The sequence below is a fragment of the Paracoccus sp. T5 genome (assembly GCF_048538155.2).
Classification (GTDB): domain Bacteria; phylum Pseudomonadota; class Alphaproteobacteria; order Rhodobacterales; family Rhodobacteraceae; genus Paracoccus.
This window is the reverse complement of the sequence record NZ_CM135809.1, coordinates 601,239-616,066: the sequence shown is the minus strand read 5'-3', so window position 1 is coordinate 616,066 and position 14,828 is coordinate 601,239. Positions and strand designations below refer to the sequence as shown.

The 14,828-nt window shown below is 68.9% G+C and carries 11 protein-coding genes; 4 read left to right on the top strand and 7 right to left on the bottom strand.

The annotated features are described in order from the left end of the window. Positions 1-94 precede the first annotated feature (94 nt). Entirely contained in the window at positions 95-1,426 is a 1,332-nt protein-coding gene (amt, locus tag ACNR9W_RS03090) for an ammonium transporter (RefSeq protein WP_419270472.1), read from the bottom strand. Positions 1,427-1,792: 366 nt separating this feature from the next. On the opposite strand from amt, the gene ACNR9W_RS03085 reads away from it, so the two are divergent. Continuing rightward, positions 1,793-4,072 carry a transglycosylase domain-containing protein gene (locus ACNR9W_RS03085; RefSeq protein ID WP_419270474.1) on the top strand — a complete coding sequence of 760 codons (2,280 nt, stop codon included), beginning with the start codon at positions 1,793-1,795 and terminating at the stop codon, positions 4,070-4,072. A gap of 140 nt (positions 4,073-4,212) precedes the next feature. On the opposite strand, the gene ACNR9W_RS03080 is transcribed toward ACNR9W_RS03085, so the two are convergent. Beyond that, a complete protein-coding gene (locus tag ACNR9W_RS03080) occupies positions 4,213-4,833 on the bottom strand; it encodes an MlaC/ttg2D family ABC transporter substrate-binding protein (protein ID WP_419270476.1) in 621 nt (206 codons plus the stop codon). Beyond that, on the bottom strand, positions 4,805-5,596 hold the full coding sequence (locus ACNR9W_RS03075) for an MlaA family lipoprotein (protein WP_419270478.1): 792 nt from the start codon (positions 5,594-5,596) through the stop codon (positions 4,805-4,807). The genes ACNR9W_RS03080 and ACNR9W_RS03075 overlap by 29 nt, the downstream gene beginning before the upstream one ends. A 127-nt stretch (positions 5,597-5,723) precedes the next feature. On the opposite strand from ACNR9W_RS03075, the gene ACNR9W_RS03070 reads away from it, so the two are divergent. The 3 genes from ACNR9W_RS03070 to ACNR9W_RS03060 all read left to right on the top strand — a co-directional run bounded on the left by ACNR9W_RS03070 (position 5,724) and on the right by ACNR9W_RS03060 (position 10,162). Further along, positions 5,724-7,475: a type I secretion system permease/ATPase gene (locus ACNR9W_RS03070; RefSeq protein ID WP_419270480.1), complete on the top strand. Its 1,752-nt coding sequence runs from the start codon at positions 5,724-5,726 to the stop codon at positions 7,473-7,475. Continuing rightward, a complete protein-coding gene (locus tag ACNR9W_RS03065; RefSeq protein WP_419270482.1) occupies positions 7,472-8,785 on the top strand; it encodes an HlyD family type I secretion periplasmic adaptor subunit in 1,314 nt (437 codons plus the stop codon). The genes ACNR9W_RS03070 and ACNR9W_RS03065 overlap by 4 nt, the downstream gene beginning before the upstream one ends. Positions 8,786-8,851: 66 nt before the next feature. Then, positions 8,852-10,162, top strand: coding sequence for a short-chain fatty acid transporter (locus tag ACNR9W_RS03060; RefSeq protein WP_419270484.1), 1,311 nt, complete (start codon positions 8,852-8,854; stop codon positions 10,160-10,162). Positions 10,163-10,195: 33 nt separating this feature from the next. Here ACNR9W_RS03060 and rnr read toward each other — a convergent pair whose 3' ends face one another. The 4 genes from rnr to ACNR9W_RS03040 are packed head-to-tail and all read right to left on the bottom strand — an operon-like array spanning position 10,196 to position 14,801. Continuing rightward, positions 10,196-12,439, bottom strand: coding sequence for a ribonuclease R (gene rnr, locus ACNR9W_RS03055; RefSeq protein ID WP_419270486.1), 2,244 nt, complete (start codon positions 12,437-12,439; stop codon positions 10,196-10,198). A gap of 42 nt (positions 12,440-12,481) precedes the next feature. Continuing rightward, positions 12,482-12,898, bottom strand: coding sequence for a GNAT family N-acetyltransferase (locus tag ACNR9W_RS03050; RefSeq protein WP_419270488.1), 417 nt, complete (start codon positions 12,896-12,898; stop codon positions 12,482-12,484). After that, the gene (gene dapE / locus ACNR9W_RS03045; RefSeq protein WP_419270489.1) at positions 12,895-14,034 is read right to left on the bottom strand and encodes a succinyl-diaminopimelate desuccinylase; all 1,140 of its coding nucleotides are present in this window, start codon (positions 14,032-14,034) and stop codon (positions 12,895-12,897) included. Before dapE ends, ACNR9W_RS03050 begins: the two co-directional genes overlap by 4 nt. Then, positions 14,031-14,801 (bottom strand): sulfite exporter TauE/SafE family protein, encoded by a 771-nt coding sequence (locus ACNR9W_RS03040; protein ID WP_419270508.1) that lies wholly within the window; start codon positions 14,799-14,801, stop codon positions 14,031-14,033. The genes dapE and ACNR9W_RS03040 overlap by 4 nt, the downstream gene beginning before the upstream one ends. Positions 14,802-14,828: the final 27 nt, after the last annotated feature.

The window sequence follows — 14,828 nt, the reverse complement described above, 5'->3', positions numbered from 1 at the left end:
CAGCGATGATCCCGCATGATTTTCCGTTCCGCAAACGGAAGGGGCGAGCCGCTTGCGCGACCCGCCCCCTCTCCGGGAAGAGACCTTGGATGGCTTACTTGGCCTGCACGAAATCGGGATAGGCCTCCATGCCCATCTCGGAAATGTCGAGGCCGTTGATCTCGGCTTCCTTGCTGACGCGGATGCCCATCGTCGCCTTGAGGATCGACCAGACGACGAAGCTGACGATAAAGACGAAGGCGCCGATGGCGGCGATGCCGATGACCTGCGTCACGAAGCTGGTGTCGGGATTGGTGACCGGGACGACCAGCGTGCCCCAGATGCCCGCGACTAGGTGGACCGGGATGGCGCCCACGACATCGTCGATCTTCATGCGGTCCAGCATCGGGACGACCAGGCAGGCGATGGCGCCGCCGATGCCGCCGATCAGGACAGAGGCGAAGATCGAGGGGGTCAGCGGTTCGGCCGTGATCGAGACGAGGCCGGCCAGCGCGCCGTTCAGCACCATGGTCAGGTCGATCTTGCCATAGACCAGCTGCGTGACCAGGATCGCCGCCACGACGCCGCCCGAGGCCGCCATGTTGGTGTTGACCATGATCCGGCTGACATCGGCCGCGTCATTGATCGTGCCGAGCGCCAGCTGCGAGCCGCCGTTGAAGCCGAACCAGCCCATCCACAGGATGAAGGTGCCAAGCGTCGCCAGCGCCAGGTTCGAGCCGGGCATCGGCTGCATCCGGCCATCGGGACGGAACTTGCCACTGCGGGGGCCGAGGACGATGACGCCGGCCAGGGCCGCGAAGCCGCCGGCGGCATGAACAAGGGTCGAGCCCGCGAAATCGGCAAAGCCCAGTCCCGACAGCCAACCGCCGCCCCACTGCCAGCTGGCCTCGATCGGATAGATCACGGCGGTCAGGACGATGGTGAAGAACAGGAAGGGCCACAGCTTGACCCGTTCGGCCAGGGTACCCGACACAATCGAGGCGGTGGTGGCGCAGAACATCAACTGAAAGAAGAAGTCCGAGCCGACCGAATAGTCGTCGCCCGCCCCCGCGCTGCCGACGGCATCGAGGCTGGCAAAGCTGAACAGCTCGCCCATCCAGCCGTCGACCACCCATTCGCCCGGATACATCAGCTTGTAGCCCAGGAGCCAGTACATGATGCCCGCGATCGCAAACAGCGAGATGTTCTTGAACAGCTGGGTCGTCACGTTCCGGGACCGCACCAGCCCCGCCTCCAGCATGGCAAAGCCCGCGGCCATCCACATCACCAGGAAGCCGCCGATCAGGAACAGGAGCGTGTTGAAGATGTAGGCGACATCCGCGCCGACGGCGGCAGCCGCCTCCGCGGGCGCCGCGGCCTCTTGCGCGGCGGCCGGCAGGGCTGCCAGCGCCGCAAGCGTCGCGATGAGCGGGAGGGTCTTGGTCATGTCATTAAACCTCGCTTCGTGCCACAGCCGCCGGACCGGCCGTTGTCGCCCCCTTCATCTGCAATTCGCACCGCCGGGCAAAGCCGCGCCGCCACTGACGCACTGCCGAAACAGGAACTGCCCGTTTTGCGGGCGGATTCGCAGGCCTCTGCGCCGGTTTCGGGCAGGTGCCGTCTGCAGGCGCACGCGAACTGCCCCGCTGCTGTGCAACCTGCGCAATCGCCCGCCATGCCGGCCCTTGCCGATGGGCGGCCGGCCGCCCATCACGGATTGGTCACCCCAATTCCCCTGCGCCGAAACTTGCTGTAGGGTTGCCGCAATTCTGGCCGGGCCAACCGGCATGGCAGTCACGCAGGCATCCTTCGCATGAAACGACCCACCGGCACCCCGACCCGCACGGGCAAGAGCCCCGTTGCAGACAAGCGCAGTCCCGCGGCGCCGCCCGAAGGGGGCAAGCCGCGCAAGGTCAAGCGCCATCCCCGGCCGCGCCGCGGTGGCATCCTGGGCTGGATCGCCGGGCTGGTCACGCTGGTCTGGCGGATCATCTGGGGCTCGATCTGGCGGCTGGCCATGGTCGTGGCGCTGATCATCGGCGCGGCCTCGGCCTATTTCTACGTGGGCCTGCCCGAGGCGCAGGCGCTGTTCGACGGCCGCGCACGCGGCAGCGTCACCATGCTGGACCGCGACGGGCGCGTCTTTGCCTGGCGGGGCGAGACCTATGGCGCGGTCGACAGTGACCAGATCGCCCCGGTCCTGCGCGAAGCGGTGATCTCGGCCGAGGACCGGCGCTTTTTCCGGCATTTCGGCGTCAGCCCGCGCGGCATCGCCAGCGCCATCCGCATCAACCTGGCCGAGGGCCGCGGCCCGCTGGAAGGGAACGGCGGCTCGACCATCACCCAGCAGGTGGCCAAGCTGCTGTGCCTGGGCGAGACCTTCGATCCCCGGCGCTTTGCCAACGAGGCCGAGTTCGAGGCCGATTGCCGGTCGGGCGGCGTCTGGCGCAAGATCAAGGAGATCCCCTTCGCCTTCGCCATGGAGGCGAAGTACAGCAAGGACGAGATCCTCAGCATCTACATGAACCGGTCCTATCTGGGCGGGGGCGCCCGCGGCTTCGAGGCCGCGAGCCAGGTCTATTTCAACAAGCCGGCCAGCCAGGTGAACACCTCGGAGGCGGCGATGCTGGCGGGCCTCTTGCCGGCACCCAGCCGCTATGCCCCGACGGCCAGCCTGGAGCGGGCGCAGAACCGCGCCAGCGTGGTTCTGGGCCTGATGGCGCAGGAAGGTTACCTGACCGAGGCGGAACTGGCCCAGGCCCGGGCCAACCCCGCGACGCTGTCCAAGGCGGCCAGCGCGCGGGCGGGCGGCTATTTCGCCGACTGGCTGATGGAATCGGGGCCGGGCTTTCTGACCAGCGAGACGACCGAGGACGTCACCATCACCACCACCTTCGACCAGCGCATCCAGCGCGCCGCCGAACGGGCGCTGCAGCGGATCTTCGACGAGAAGGTCAAGGACGGCTCCGCCTCCGAGGCGGCGGTGGTGGTCATGTCGGCCGACGGCGCCGTGCGCGCCATGATCGGCGGGCGCGACACCCGCGTCAGCGGCGTGTTCAACCGCGCCACCCAGGCCAAGCGCCAGACCGGCTCCAGCTTCAAGCCCTTTGTCTATGCGGCGGCGCTGGAGGCGGGTTATTCGCCCGCGGACCGGATCGAGGACGGGCCGCTGACCATCCGCATCCCCGGCGGGCGCAACTGGTCGCCGCAGAACTATACCCGCAACTATCGCGGCATGGTCACGCTGACGCAGTCGCTGGCGCAGTCGTTGAACACGTCGACCATCCGACTGCAGGAGGCGGTGGGCCGTGACGCGGTGATCCGGGTCGCGCGCGATTTCGGCATCGTCAGCAACCTGACGACCAGCCCTTCCCTGGGCCTGGGCGCCTCCGAGGCGACGCTGCTGGAACTGACTGGCGCCTATGCGGGCATCCGCAACGGCGGCACCTCGGTCGCGCCCTATGGCGTGGTCGAGGTCAGCGTGCAGGGCGACGACCGCCCGCTGATGGGCCAGACCGGCGGCTTTGGCCAGCGGGTGATCAGCCAGCGCGCGGCGGGCCAGCTGATCTACATGATGCAGAAGGTGATCCAGGAGGGGACCGGAACCCGCGCCAAGCTGGGATCGCGCCCGGTGGCGGGCAAGACCGGCACCACCAGCAGCTATCGCGATGCCTGGTTCGTGGGCTTTACCGAGCAATACGTGACCGGCGTCTGGATGGGCTATGACGACAACACGCCGCTGTCGGGCGTCACGGGCGGCGGATTGCCGGCCGAGATCTGGCAGGCGGTCATGTCCGAGATCCACGATGGCCTGCCCGAACTGGCGCTGTCGACCGTCTCGCCCGATGGCAGCGGGATCATCATGTCCTCGGGCGATTCGACGCCGCGCGTGGTGACCAGCGGCTCGGCCGACGATCCGCTGGCAGCGGCGCTGGCGGGAGTGATGAACACGGTCGAGGCCGAGCGCACCGGCCGCGTCGTCACCGCACCCACCGAGGTGACCGGCGCGCCGGCGACGCCGGGCAGCAGCACGGAGGCCTCGTCGGACGATGCGCTGAGCCGGGCGCTGAACGGGATCCTGGGCGGAAACTGAAGAAAGGCCCCTGCCCGCAAGAACAGCAACCGCCTGGTCCGCGCCGGGCGGTTTTTTCATGCCGACGAAGATCATGGACGCGAACATGACTGCGCCCGCCCCCCGGCCGGGGGCGGGCGACAGTCGCAGGCCCTGCGGGGTCAGCCCGCCTGTTGCAGGTCGGCGGTCAGCGCGGCCAGATCGCCCTGACGGCGGGCCAGCATGGCGCCGATCTCGGCCCGTTCACTGGCCAGCATGTTCACGCCCTCGATGATGATGTTGAAATAGAGGTCGCGGCCCGAGCGGTCCGAGACATGCCATTCGACTTCCATCGGCGCGCGTCCGTTCAGATAGGCGACCGAGGTCACGGCAAAGAAGCTCTTCAGCGGCCGCGCACCCGTCACCTCGATCCGCGAGCCGATGAATTCGTGGAACCGCTTGCCGTACTTGCGCCCGATATAGCCCTGGAAGGCCTGCTTGTAGGCGGCGAATTCGGCCGCGCCGGCCTGGCGCGCCGCAGGCCCGAGTGCCGATCGCGCGATCACGTCCACATCTGCGTAGCGGGCAAAGATCGCCTCAAAGTCCTGGTACATCCGGGCCGGGGGCTGGCCCGAGTTGATCACCTGGTAGACCTCGCCCAGGGAGCGGTCGATCAGCGCATGGGCCCCGTTGGCATCCAGCGCGTGAGCCGGCCGCCAGGGCAGGAGGACGGCGATGCCGGCGCAGGCCAACAGGCCCAGGACGCCGCGCCGGTCAATCGGTGTAGGGGTCGATCGCGTCATCGTCATAGGGGTCGTATTCGGCACGCTCTTCTCCCAGTTCGTGGCGGCGGTTCATCAGCCAGATGAGCCGCGTCTGCGCGTAGCTATCCGCACTTCCCTGCAGAATGCCATCCACGGTGTCCGAGAAGCGGGCGCGATCACCGGCTTTTGAGGCGACGCGCAGGGCAAAAACCGCAGCCGCGTCCCGACCGTCCAGCAGGTGATAGAGCGGGTCGATCAGCAGGTCGACCACACGACCGGCCGCATCCCGCTGTGTCGAGGGGCCCAGCAGCGGCAGTTCCAGATAGGCGCCTTCGGGGACCCCCCAGACCGCCAGGGTCTGGCCGAAGTCGGTGTCGCGCTCGGTCACGCCGAAACTGTCCGCGGCGGGGTCGAAGAGGCCGCCAAGCCCGAGGGTCGAGTTCACCGCAAAGCGGGTCAGGTTCTGGCCTGCATCGCCCGGCTTGCCCTGCAAAAGCCCGTTCACCGCCTTGACCGGCAGCGACAGGTTGCGCCCGGCATTGATGACCATCTGCCCCGGCCCGATCGGCTGGCCCGGTTCGGCAGGCGCCCGTGCCGTCCCCTCCCCGTCCGCGCCGCGAACGCGATGCGCCACCGGGCCGATCACGCGGCTGTACAGGCCCTTGTTGAAGGCATGGACCCGGCGGTTCTGCGCCTCATAAGGATCGTTGATGGTGATGCCGTCCCGCTGGACCGGCTGCGAGGCACAGCCGGCCAGCCCCAGAAGGGCAAGGCAGGCGGCGGCGGTGAGAAGCTGGCGCAAAGGAATTGTTAACCTTTAGATGCGAGGACTGTGCCAAGGCTGGCGCAAGGCTGGCCCGGTGATATGGTCGCCCAGGGAACGAGGCAACCCCCCGCCGCGGCGGGTGCGGTAACGTGAAGGCTGCAAGATGGTCCAGGCGGCATATCCTCATGACGGCGAGCGCGAGCTGCGTGCCGCCCGCGCGACCAGCTGGCGGCTGTTCCTGGCGGTCGGCCTGTTCTCGGTCGTCGTGAACCTGCTGATGCTGACCGGGCCGCTGTTCATGCTGCAGGTCTATGACCGCGTGCTGGCCTCGCGCTCGGTCGAGACGCTGACGGCGCTGTTCATCCTGGTGGTGTTCCTGTTCCTGCTGATGGGCGTCGTGGACCTGATCCGAAACCGGGTGATGCAGCGCATTGCCGCCCGCTTTCAGGACCGGCTCGAGGGGCGGGTGTTTGGCGCGGCGCTGCGCGAGGGCGCGCTGCGCGGCAACGAATCGGCTGCCACCGAGGGGGGAATGCGCGATCTGGACGCGGTCCAGCGGCTGATCGGGTCGCAGGTCATGCTGGCCTTCTTCGACCTGCCCTGGGCGCCGCTGTTCCTGGGCGCGGTCTATATCTTTCACCCGCTGCTGGGGGTCGTCGCGACGGCCGGCGGGCTGATCCTGGTGATGGCCACGATCCTGAACCGCAGCATGAACCGCCTGCCCCTGCAACGCGCCAATACCGCCGGCGCACAGGCGCAGCGGATGGCGGACCTTTATCGCGACGAGGGCGAGGTGATCGGCGCCCTGGGTATGCGCGGGGCGACCTTCGCCCGCTGGCGCCTGGCGCGCGAAGATGCACAGGAGAACGTGGTGCGGGCGGGCGACGTCTCGGGCGGGTTCACGGTGTTTTCCCGCAGCTTCCGGCTGTTTCTTCAAAGCGCGATGCTGGCCGCCGGCGCCTGGCTGGTGCTGCGCCAGCAGCTGACGCCGGGCGCGATGATCGCCAGTTCGATCGTGATGGGCCGTGCGCTGGCGCCCGTGGACCAGCTGGTGGGCGGCTGGCCCGCCGTGCAGGCCGCACAGGACGGCTGGAAGCGGCTGGCCGGCCTGCTGAGCCGCCAGCCGCCCGAGACGCCGCGCACCTCCCTGCCCCGCCCCGAGGCCCGGCTGGAGGTGCGCAACCTGTCGGTGGCGCCCCCGGGCGAGGGGACGGCGACCCTGCGCGGCGTCAGCTTCGGCGTCGCGCCCGGCACCGCGCTGGGGGTCATCGGGCCGTCGGGTGCGGGCAAATCCACGCTGGCGCGGGCGCTGATCAGCGCCTGGCCCGTCGGTGCGGGCACGATCCGCCTGGGGGGCGCGACGCTGGACCAGTACCACCCCGACGTGCTGGGCGGGCTGATCGGCTACCTGCCCCAGCAGGTCACCCTGTTCGACGGCACGATCGCCGAAAACATCGCCCGGCTGGCCGACCGCCCCGACCCCGAGCGCGTGGTGCGCGCGGCGCGCGCGGCCGCGGCGCACCAGATGATCCTGGACCTGCCGCAGGGCTATGACACGCGCATCAGCCAGACGGCGGGGCGGCTGTCGGGCGGGCAGATCCAGCGCATCGGCCTGGCCCGCGCGCTCTATCCGGACCCGGTGCTGCTGGTCCTGGACGAGCCGAACTCGAACCTGGACAACGAAGGGTCGGAGGCGCTGAACCAGGCGATCCGGCGCCTGAAGGCGCAAGGCGGCGCGGTCATCATCATGGCCCATCGCCCCGCCGCGATCACCGAATGCGAGACCCTGCTGGTGCTGGAGGACGGCATCCGCCGCGCCTTCGGGCCGCGCGACAAGGTGCTGGAACAGATGGTGCAGAATGCCAACCAGATCAGGCAGGCGCAGGTGGCGGGCCAGAAGGGCGGTGTCGCATGACCGGCGGAACGGGCACGGAGACGCGCTGGCCGGTGCGCGGGCCGGTCATCTGGGGCATCCTGTCGGTTGTGCTGCTGGTGGGCGGCTTCACCCTCTGGGCCACGCAGACCAGCATCTCGGGCGCGGTGGTCGCCAGCGGCCAGGTCGAGGTCGAGCAGAACCGCCAGATCGTGCAGCATCCCGACGGGGGCGTGGTGGAGCGCATCGCCGTGTCCGAGGGGACGGCCGTGGAGGCGGGCCAGCTGCTGCTGGCGCTGGACGGGACCCTGCTGCAGACCGAGCACAGGATCGTCGAGGGCCAGTATTTCGAGATCCTGGCCCGCCGCGGACGGCTGGAGGCCGAGCGCGACGATGCCGAGGCGGTGAGCTTTCCGCCCGAACTGGTCGAGGCCGCGCAGACCTCGGGGGCGCTGGCCGACCTGGTCGAGGGTCAGTCGAGCCTGTTCCGCACCCGCCTGGACACGCTGCGCCAGTCCCTGGACCAGCTGGCCAAGCAGGCCGAGCAGATCACGTCTGAGGTCGCGGGGATCGACGCCCAGATTGCCGCCCTGACCCGCCAGCGCGACCTGATCGCCCGCGAGCTGGCCGACCAGCAAAGCCTGCTGGACCGGGGACTGGCCCAAGCCTCGCGCGTGCTGGCGCTGGAGCGCGAGGCCGCGCGGATCGACGGAGAACTGGGGTCGCTGCAGGCCAGCCGCGCCTCGGCCGCGATCCGACAGACCGAACTGCAGATCCAGCGCCTGCAGCTGGCCGCCGAACGCCGCGAGGAGGCCGAGACGCAGCTGCGCGACCTGGGCTATCGCGAACTGGAGCTGGCCGAACGGCGCCGCAGCCTGACCGAGCAGATCAGCCGGCTGGACATCCGCGCGCCCGTGGCGGGACTGGTCTACAACATGCAGGTGACGACGCCGCGATCGGTGCTGCGCCCTGCAGATCCGCTGCTCTACATCATCCCGCAGGACCGGCCGCTGGTCATCGCCGCCCGCGTGGCCACCATCAACATCGACGAGGTCCAGTTGGGCCAGCTCGTGGCGCTGCGGTTTTCCGCCTTTTCGTCGCGCACCACGCCCGAGATCGACGGGCGGCTGGACCGCATCTCGGCCGATGCGATGATCGATGAGGCGACGCGGGCGCCCTATTACCGGGTCGAGGTGTCGATCCCGCCCCAGGAGCTGGACAAGCTGGGGACGCTGGCGCTGGTGCCCGGCATGCCGGTCGAGGTCTATATCCAGACCGGCCAGCGCAGCCCGATGGCCTATCTGATGAAGCCGCTGACCGACTATTTCACGCGCGCCTTCCGAGAGACCTGACCGCCCGCGGCTTGTCATTCCCGCCCCCCTGCCGCAGCTTGGCCCGCGTCACAAGGGAGGGAAACGATGCTGAGAATCCTGTCACGGCCGGCGACGCGGCTGATGGAACGCTGGCTGCCCGACGCCTTCATCTTCGTCATCGTGCTGACGCTGGTGGCGGCGCTGGCGGCGGTGCTGGTGCAGGGCACCGGCCCGCTGCAACTGGTGCGGATGTGGGGCGACGGCTTCTGGGAGCTGCTGTCCTTTTCCATGCAGATGCTGCTGGTGCTGGTGACCGGCTTCATCCTGGCCTCGTCGCCGCCGGTGCGCCGGATCCTGGCGCGGCTGGCGCGCCTGGCCCAGAGCCGCGGCGGCGCGATCCTGCTGGTCAGCGTCGTGTCGCTGGCCGCCAGCTGGATCAACTGGGGCTTCGGCCTGGTGGTGGGCGCGATCTTTGCCAAGGAACTGGCGCGCCAGATCCGCGTCGATTACCGCCTGCTGGTGGCCGCGGCCTATTCCGGCTTTGTCATCTGGCATGGGGGGCTGTCGGGCTCGATCCCGCTGGTGATCGCGACGCCCGGACATTTTACCGAAGACCAGATCGGCGTCATCCCGACCTCGGACACGATATTTGCGGGCTGGAACCTGCTGATCGTGCTGGCCGTCGCGATCGTGGTGCCGCTGGCCAACCGGCTGATGCTGCCGCTGGAACACGAACAGGTGCTGGTCGACCCCGAACAGCTGCGCGACCGGGCACCGGCACCGCGCCGCGCCGCCCCCACCCCGGCCGAATGGCTCGAGAACAGCCCGCTGCTGATGTACCTGGTCGGGCTGGCCGGCCTTGCCTGGCTGCTGCTGCATTTCCTGGACGGCGGCGGGCTGAACCTGAACGTGGTGAACTTTCTGTTCCTCTTCGCGGGCATCCTCTGCCACGGCACGCCCCGCAGCCTTCTGGCGGCGCTGGAGGAGGGCGTGCGCGGCGGCGCGGGCATCGTGATCCAGTTCCCCTTCTACGCGGGGATCATGGCGATCATGGTGCAAAGCGGGCTGGCGGCCAGCCTGTCGGAATGGTTCGTGTCGATCTCGACCGCCGAGACCCTGCCCTTCTGGAGCTTCATCGCGGCCGGGATCGTGAACATCTTCGTGCCCTCGGGCGGGGGACAGTGGGCCGTCCAGGCGCCCGTGATGCTGCCTGCGGCCGAGGCGCTTGGCGCGGATGTGGCCAAGGTCGCGATGGGCGTGGCTTGGGGCGATGCCTGGACGAACCTGCTGCAACCCTTTTGGGCGCTGCCGATGCTGGGCATCGCGGGGCTGAAGGCGCGCGACATCATGGGGTTCTGCATGATCCACCTGGTCATCGTGGGCCTGGTCGTCGGCACGATTCTGTGGATGGTCTGAGCGCCAAATGATTTGAAAGGGGCTTGCGCCCCCTCAGCGCTTACGCCGGCGCTTGGTCGCGCGCTTGACCTCGGCCAGCCGCGCCTTGGTGGACATCCGGCCGGGGGACCGGCCGCGCTTGCCCTTGCCGCCCCCGCGCGGCAGGGCCTTGCCCTCCAGTTCCAGCAGTTCCAGCGTCAGCCCGCCGGTCAGCGGGATCGCCTCGGTCAGGCGCACGGTGACGCGCTGGCCGATGCCGATCTGCAGGCCCGTATCGGCCCCGATCAGCATCTGCGCGTCGGGATCATAGTGGAAATACTCCTGTCCCAGATCGCGGATCGGCAGCAGCCCGTCGGCGCCGCTTTCATCCAGCCGCACGAAGGCGCCGAATTTCTGCACGCCGTTGATGCGGCCCGACATCTCGCTGCCCACGCGTTCGGACAGGTAGGCCGCCAGATAACGGTCGGTCGTGTCGCGTTCGGCGGCCATGCTGCGGCGCTCGGTCTCGCTGATATGCTTGGCGGTTTCGTCCAGGCGCTCGATCTCGTCGGGCGACAACCCGTCCTTGCCCCAGCCATGCGCCGCGATCAGCGCGCGATGCACCACCAGGTCGGCATAGCGGCGGATCGGCGAGGTGAAATGCGCATAGGCCTTCAGCGACAGGCCGAAATGGCCGTAGTTCTCGGCATGGTAATAGGCCTGCGTCATCGACCGCAGGGTCGAGATGTTGATCAGCTCGTCGAAATCGGTGCCCTGCGCCTGTGCCAGAAGGCGGTTCAGGTGGCTGGTATGCAGCACCTGCCCCTTGGCCAGGGTAAAGCCCGAGGCCTGGGCCACCTCGCGCAGCGCCTCCATCTTGTCCAGGCTGGGCTCCTCGTGGACGCGGAACAGCAGCGGGCGCTGGCGGCGAGCCAGTTCCTCGGCGGCGGCCACGTTTGCCAGGATCATGAACTCCTCGATCAGCTTGTGGGCGTCGAAGCGGTCGCGGAAGTTCACCGATTTCACCCGCCCGTCCGGGGTCAGCTCGATCCGCCGTTCGGGCAGGTCCAGGTCCAGGGGCTGGCGTCGGGCGCGCGCCCCCTTCAGCAGGCCATAGGCGTGCCACAGCGGCGTGATCACGCTGTCCATGAGGTCCGCGGTCTGCGCATCGGGCGTGCCGTCCGCGGCGGCCTGGGCCTGTTCATAGGACAGGCTGGCGCGGCTGCGCATGATGCCGCGGTGGAACCTGTGGCTGACCTTGTTCCCTTCCGCGTCCAGGCGCATGCGGACCGCCAGCACCGGGCGGTCGACGTCCTCGTGCAGCGAACACAGGTCGGCCGACAGCGCCTCGGGCAGCATCGGCACCACGCGGTCGGGGAAATAGGTCGAGTTGCCGCGCTTCCACGCCTCGCGGTCCAGCGCGCTGCCGGGGCGGACATAATGGGCGACATCGGCGATCGCGACCCAGATGGTGGCGCCGCCGTCCTCCTCAACATGGGCGGCCACGGCGTCGTCGTGGTCGCGCGCGTCCGAGGGGTCGATGGTGACCAGCGGCAGGTCGCGCAGGTCGTCGCGGCCCTTCAGCGGCGCGGGCTTGGCGGCCTCGGCCTCGGCCAGCACCTTGTCGGGGAATTCGTCGGGGATGCCGTGCTGGTGGATGGCAATCAGGCTGACCGCGCGCGGGGCCGAGGGGTCGCCCAGACGTTCGATGATGCGGGCACTGGGCAGGCCCATGCGGGCGCGGGGGCCGGTCTGTTCGGCCTGCACCAGCTCGCCGTTCTCGGCGCCCAGGGTGTCGCCGGCGCGGACGCGCCATTCCTTGTCCTGGCCCTTGTCGATGGGCATGATCCGGCCGCCTTCGCTGTCCTTGCGGAAGATGCCGGTGATGCGGTTGGGGCTGACGGTGATCCGGCGGATCAGGCGCGCCTCGTACTGGTGATCCTCGCCCATGACCTCGATCAGCCGGCCCAGGAAGCGATCGCCGCGGCCAAGCGCGGGGTCGGTCTGGCGCGGCAGGTAGAGGATGCGCGGCATCGGGCCTTCGCCCCGCCATTCCATCGGCCGCGCAAACAGGTCACCCGACCCGTCCGGGGCCAGCAGCTCCAGCACGGTCACAGGCGGCAGCTTTTCCGCGTCCAGATAATGGCGGCGCCGCCGCTCCAGCTGGCCCTCGGATTCCAGCTCCTTCAGCAGGCGCTTCAGCTCGATCCGGCCGGCGCCCTTGATGCCGAAGGCCTTGGCGATGTCGCGCTTGGAATTCGCGTCGGGATGTTCGGCGACCCATTCGAGGATCTGGGCCTTGCTGGGAATCTGGGTCATCGCGTCATGCCTTGTGATGGGACGCCAACGCTGTGCGTGGCATCAAAGTTCGCGGGTCATGTCCCGATGCGGAATGCCCGCGTCGTCGTAGACGGGCCCTTCGGCCACAAAGCCCAGCTTTTCGTAAAATCCGATCGCATGCGTCTGCGCCCCGAGGCGCGCGCGCGCAACCCCCGGCCGCACCCGCAGCGCATCCATCGCGGCCCGCATCAGTGCGGCGCCGAGGCCCGTGCCGCGCATCTCGGGCAGGACGCAGACGCGGCCGATCTTGCCGATGTCGCCCTTCAGGATCAGCCGCGCCGTTCCCACCGGGCGGTCGCCCTGCCAGGCCAGCAGGTGGATCGCGCCGTCGTCCTGGTCGTCCATCTCCTCGGCCTCGGCGACGCCCTGCTCCTCGATGAAGACGGTGCGGCGCAGCGCATGGCAAATCGCCAGCTCGGTGGTCTCTTCGATCCTCATTCGAAAAATCTCTCCAAGACGCGGTGATAGATCGACTGAAGCTGGCGGACCTGCTGGGCCGGGACGCGTTCGTCGACCTGGTGCATGAGGTGTCCGACCAGCCCGAATTCGACCACCGGGCAGTGATCCTTGACAAAGCGCGCGTCCGAGGTCCCGCCCGAGGTGGACAGCACCGGCTGGCGGTTGGTTTCCTGGGTCACGACATCGCGGACCATGTCCACGAAGGGGCCCGGCGCGGTCAGGAAGGCCTCGCCCGAAATCTCGGCCGTAATGGTCAGGGCGACCCCGGTCTCGGCCTCGATCCGGGCGGCGTGGTCGGCGAGGCGTTCGGCCAGGCCGGCGCCGCTGTGCAGGTCGTTGAAGCGGATGTTCACCACGGCCGATGCCGATTCCGGGATCACGTTCGAGGCCGGGTTGCCGCAGTCGATCGAAGTGATCTGCAGCCCGGAAGGATCGAAATGGTCGGTCCCATGGTCCAGGGGTTCCGTGGTCAGTTCGGCCAGATAGCGGGTCAGCGCGTGCAGCGGGTTCCTGGCCCGGTGCGGATAGGCCGCGTGCCCCTGCACCCCCCTGGCGCCGATGCGGAAGGTGGCCGAGCCGCGGCGGCCGATCTTCATCATCTCGCCCATGTGGTCAGGGTTCGACGGCTCGCCCACGATGCAGACATCCATGCGCTCGCCCTGCTGCGCCATCCAGTCCAGAATGGCGATGGTGCCGTCGCGGGACGGCCCCTCCTCGTCCCCGGTGATGGTCAGGATCAGCGCCCCGTCGGGCGGGGTCTGGCGGACAAAGTCGATGGCGGCGGCCACGAAGGCCGCGACGCCCGATTTCATGTCGGTCGCGCCGCGCCCCCAGATCACGCCCTCGTCGTCGAGATGGCCGGAAAAGGGCGGATGCGTCCAGGATCCCGGATCACCCGGCGGCACCACGTCGGTATGCCCGTTGAAGCCGAAGGTCCGTGCCCCCTTGGCGCCCCAGCGCGCGAACAGGTTGGCGGTGCCGTTCCGGTCCACGCGATGCACCTCGAAGCCCGCCTCCTCCAGCAGGTCCTGCAGCAGGACCAGCGCACCGCCCTCCTCCGGTGTGACCGAGGGGCAGCGGATCAGGCGGGCGGTCAGGTCGGCGGCATCGATCATGAAAGGCTCCACAGTTCAAAGGCACGTCGGACCAGGTTCAACCCGGTCAGGATCAGAAGGACCAGCGTCCATCGTCGAAACTGCCCCACATCCAGCCGGTCCTGCAAGGCAAAGCCCGCCTGCATCCCGGCCATGGCCGGCAGGCAGAGCAGAACCGACAGGGGCAGCGTCTGCAGGTTCAGCAGGCCCGACACCAGATGCGCGACGGTCAGGACCACGGCGCCGATCAGGAAGACGACGCCCTGCACCCGGACCTGTTCGCGCTTTTCGGTGCCGATCGACAGAAGATAGACGATCAGCGGCGGCCCCCAGATCCCCGAGATGCCCCCGTAAAGCCCGCCGATCACGCCCGAAAGCGCCTCGGCCCGGCGGCGGTGGTGCAGGTGCAGGACCAGCGGCCGGCCGGACAGCTGCCAGAGGGCGAACGCCGTGATGGGCAGGCCCAGCAGCCCGTACATCAGCCATTGCGGCAGCAGGGTCACGAAACCGGCCGAGACGCAGATGAAGAGCGCGACCATCGCGATATGCAACCGGAACTTGCGGATCGAGCGCAGCGCGGCGCCGCGGCCGTCGCGAAAGCTCTGCTGCACATTGGTGATCAGCGTGGGCAGGATCATCGCCGCCAACGCGACGGTGGCTGGCATGATCGAACCGAAGGCCGACATCATGATCATCGGCATGGCAAAGCCCAGGGCGCCCTTCACGAAGCCCGCGAAGGCGGTGATCCCGAGGGCCGCCACGAATTGCCAGGGCTCCAGTCCGAACATGGGGGCCAAGCTAACCGCCTTGCCGTG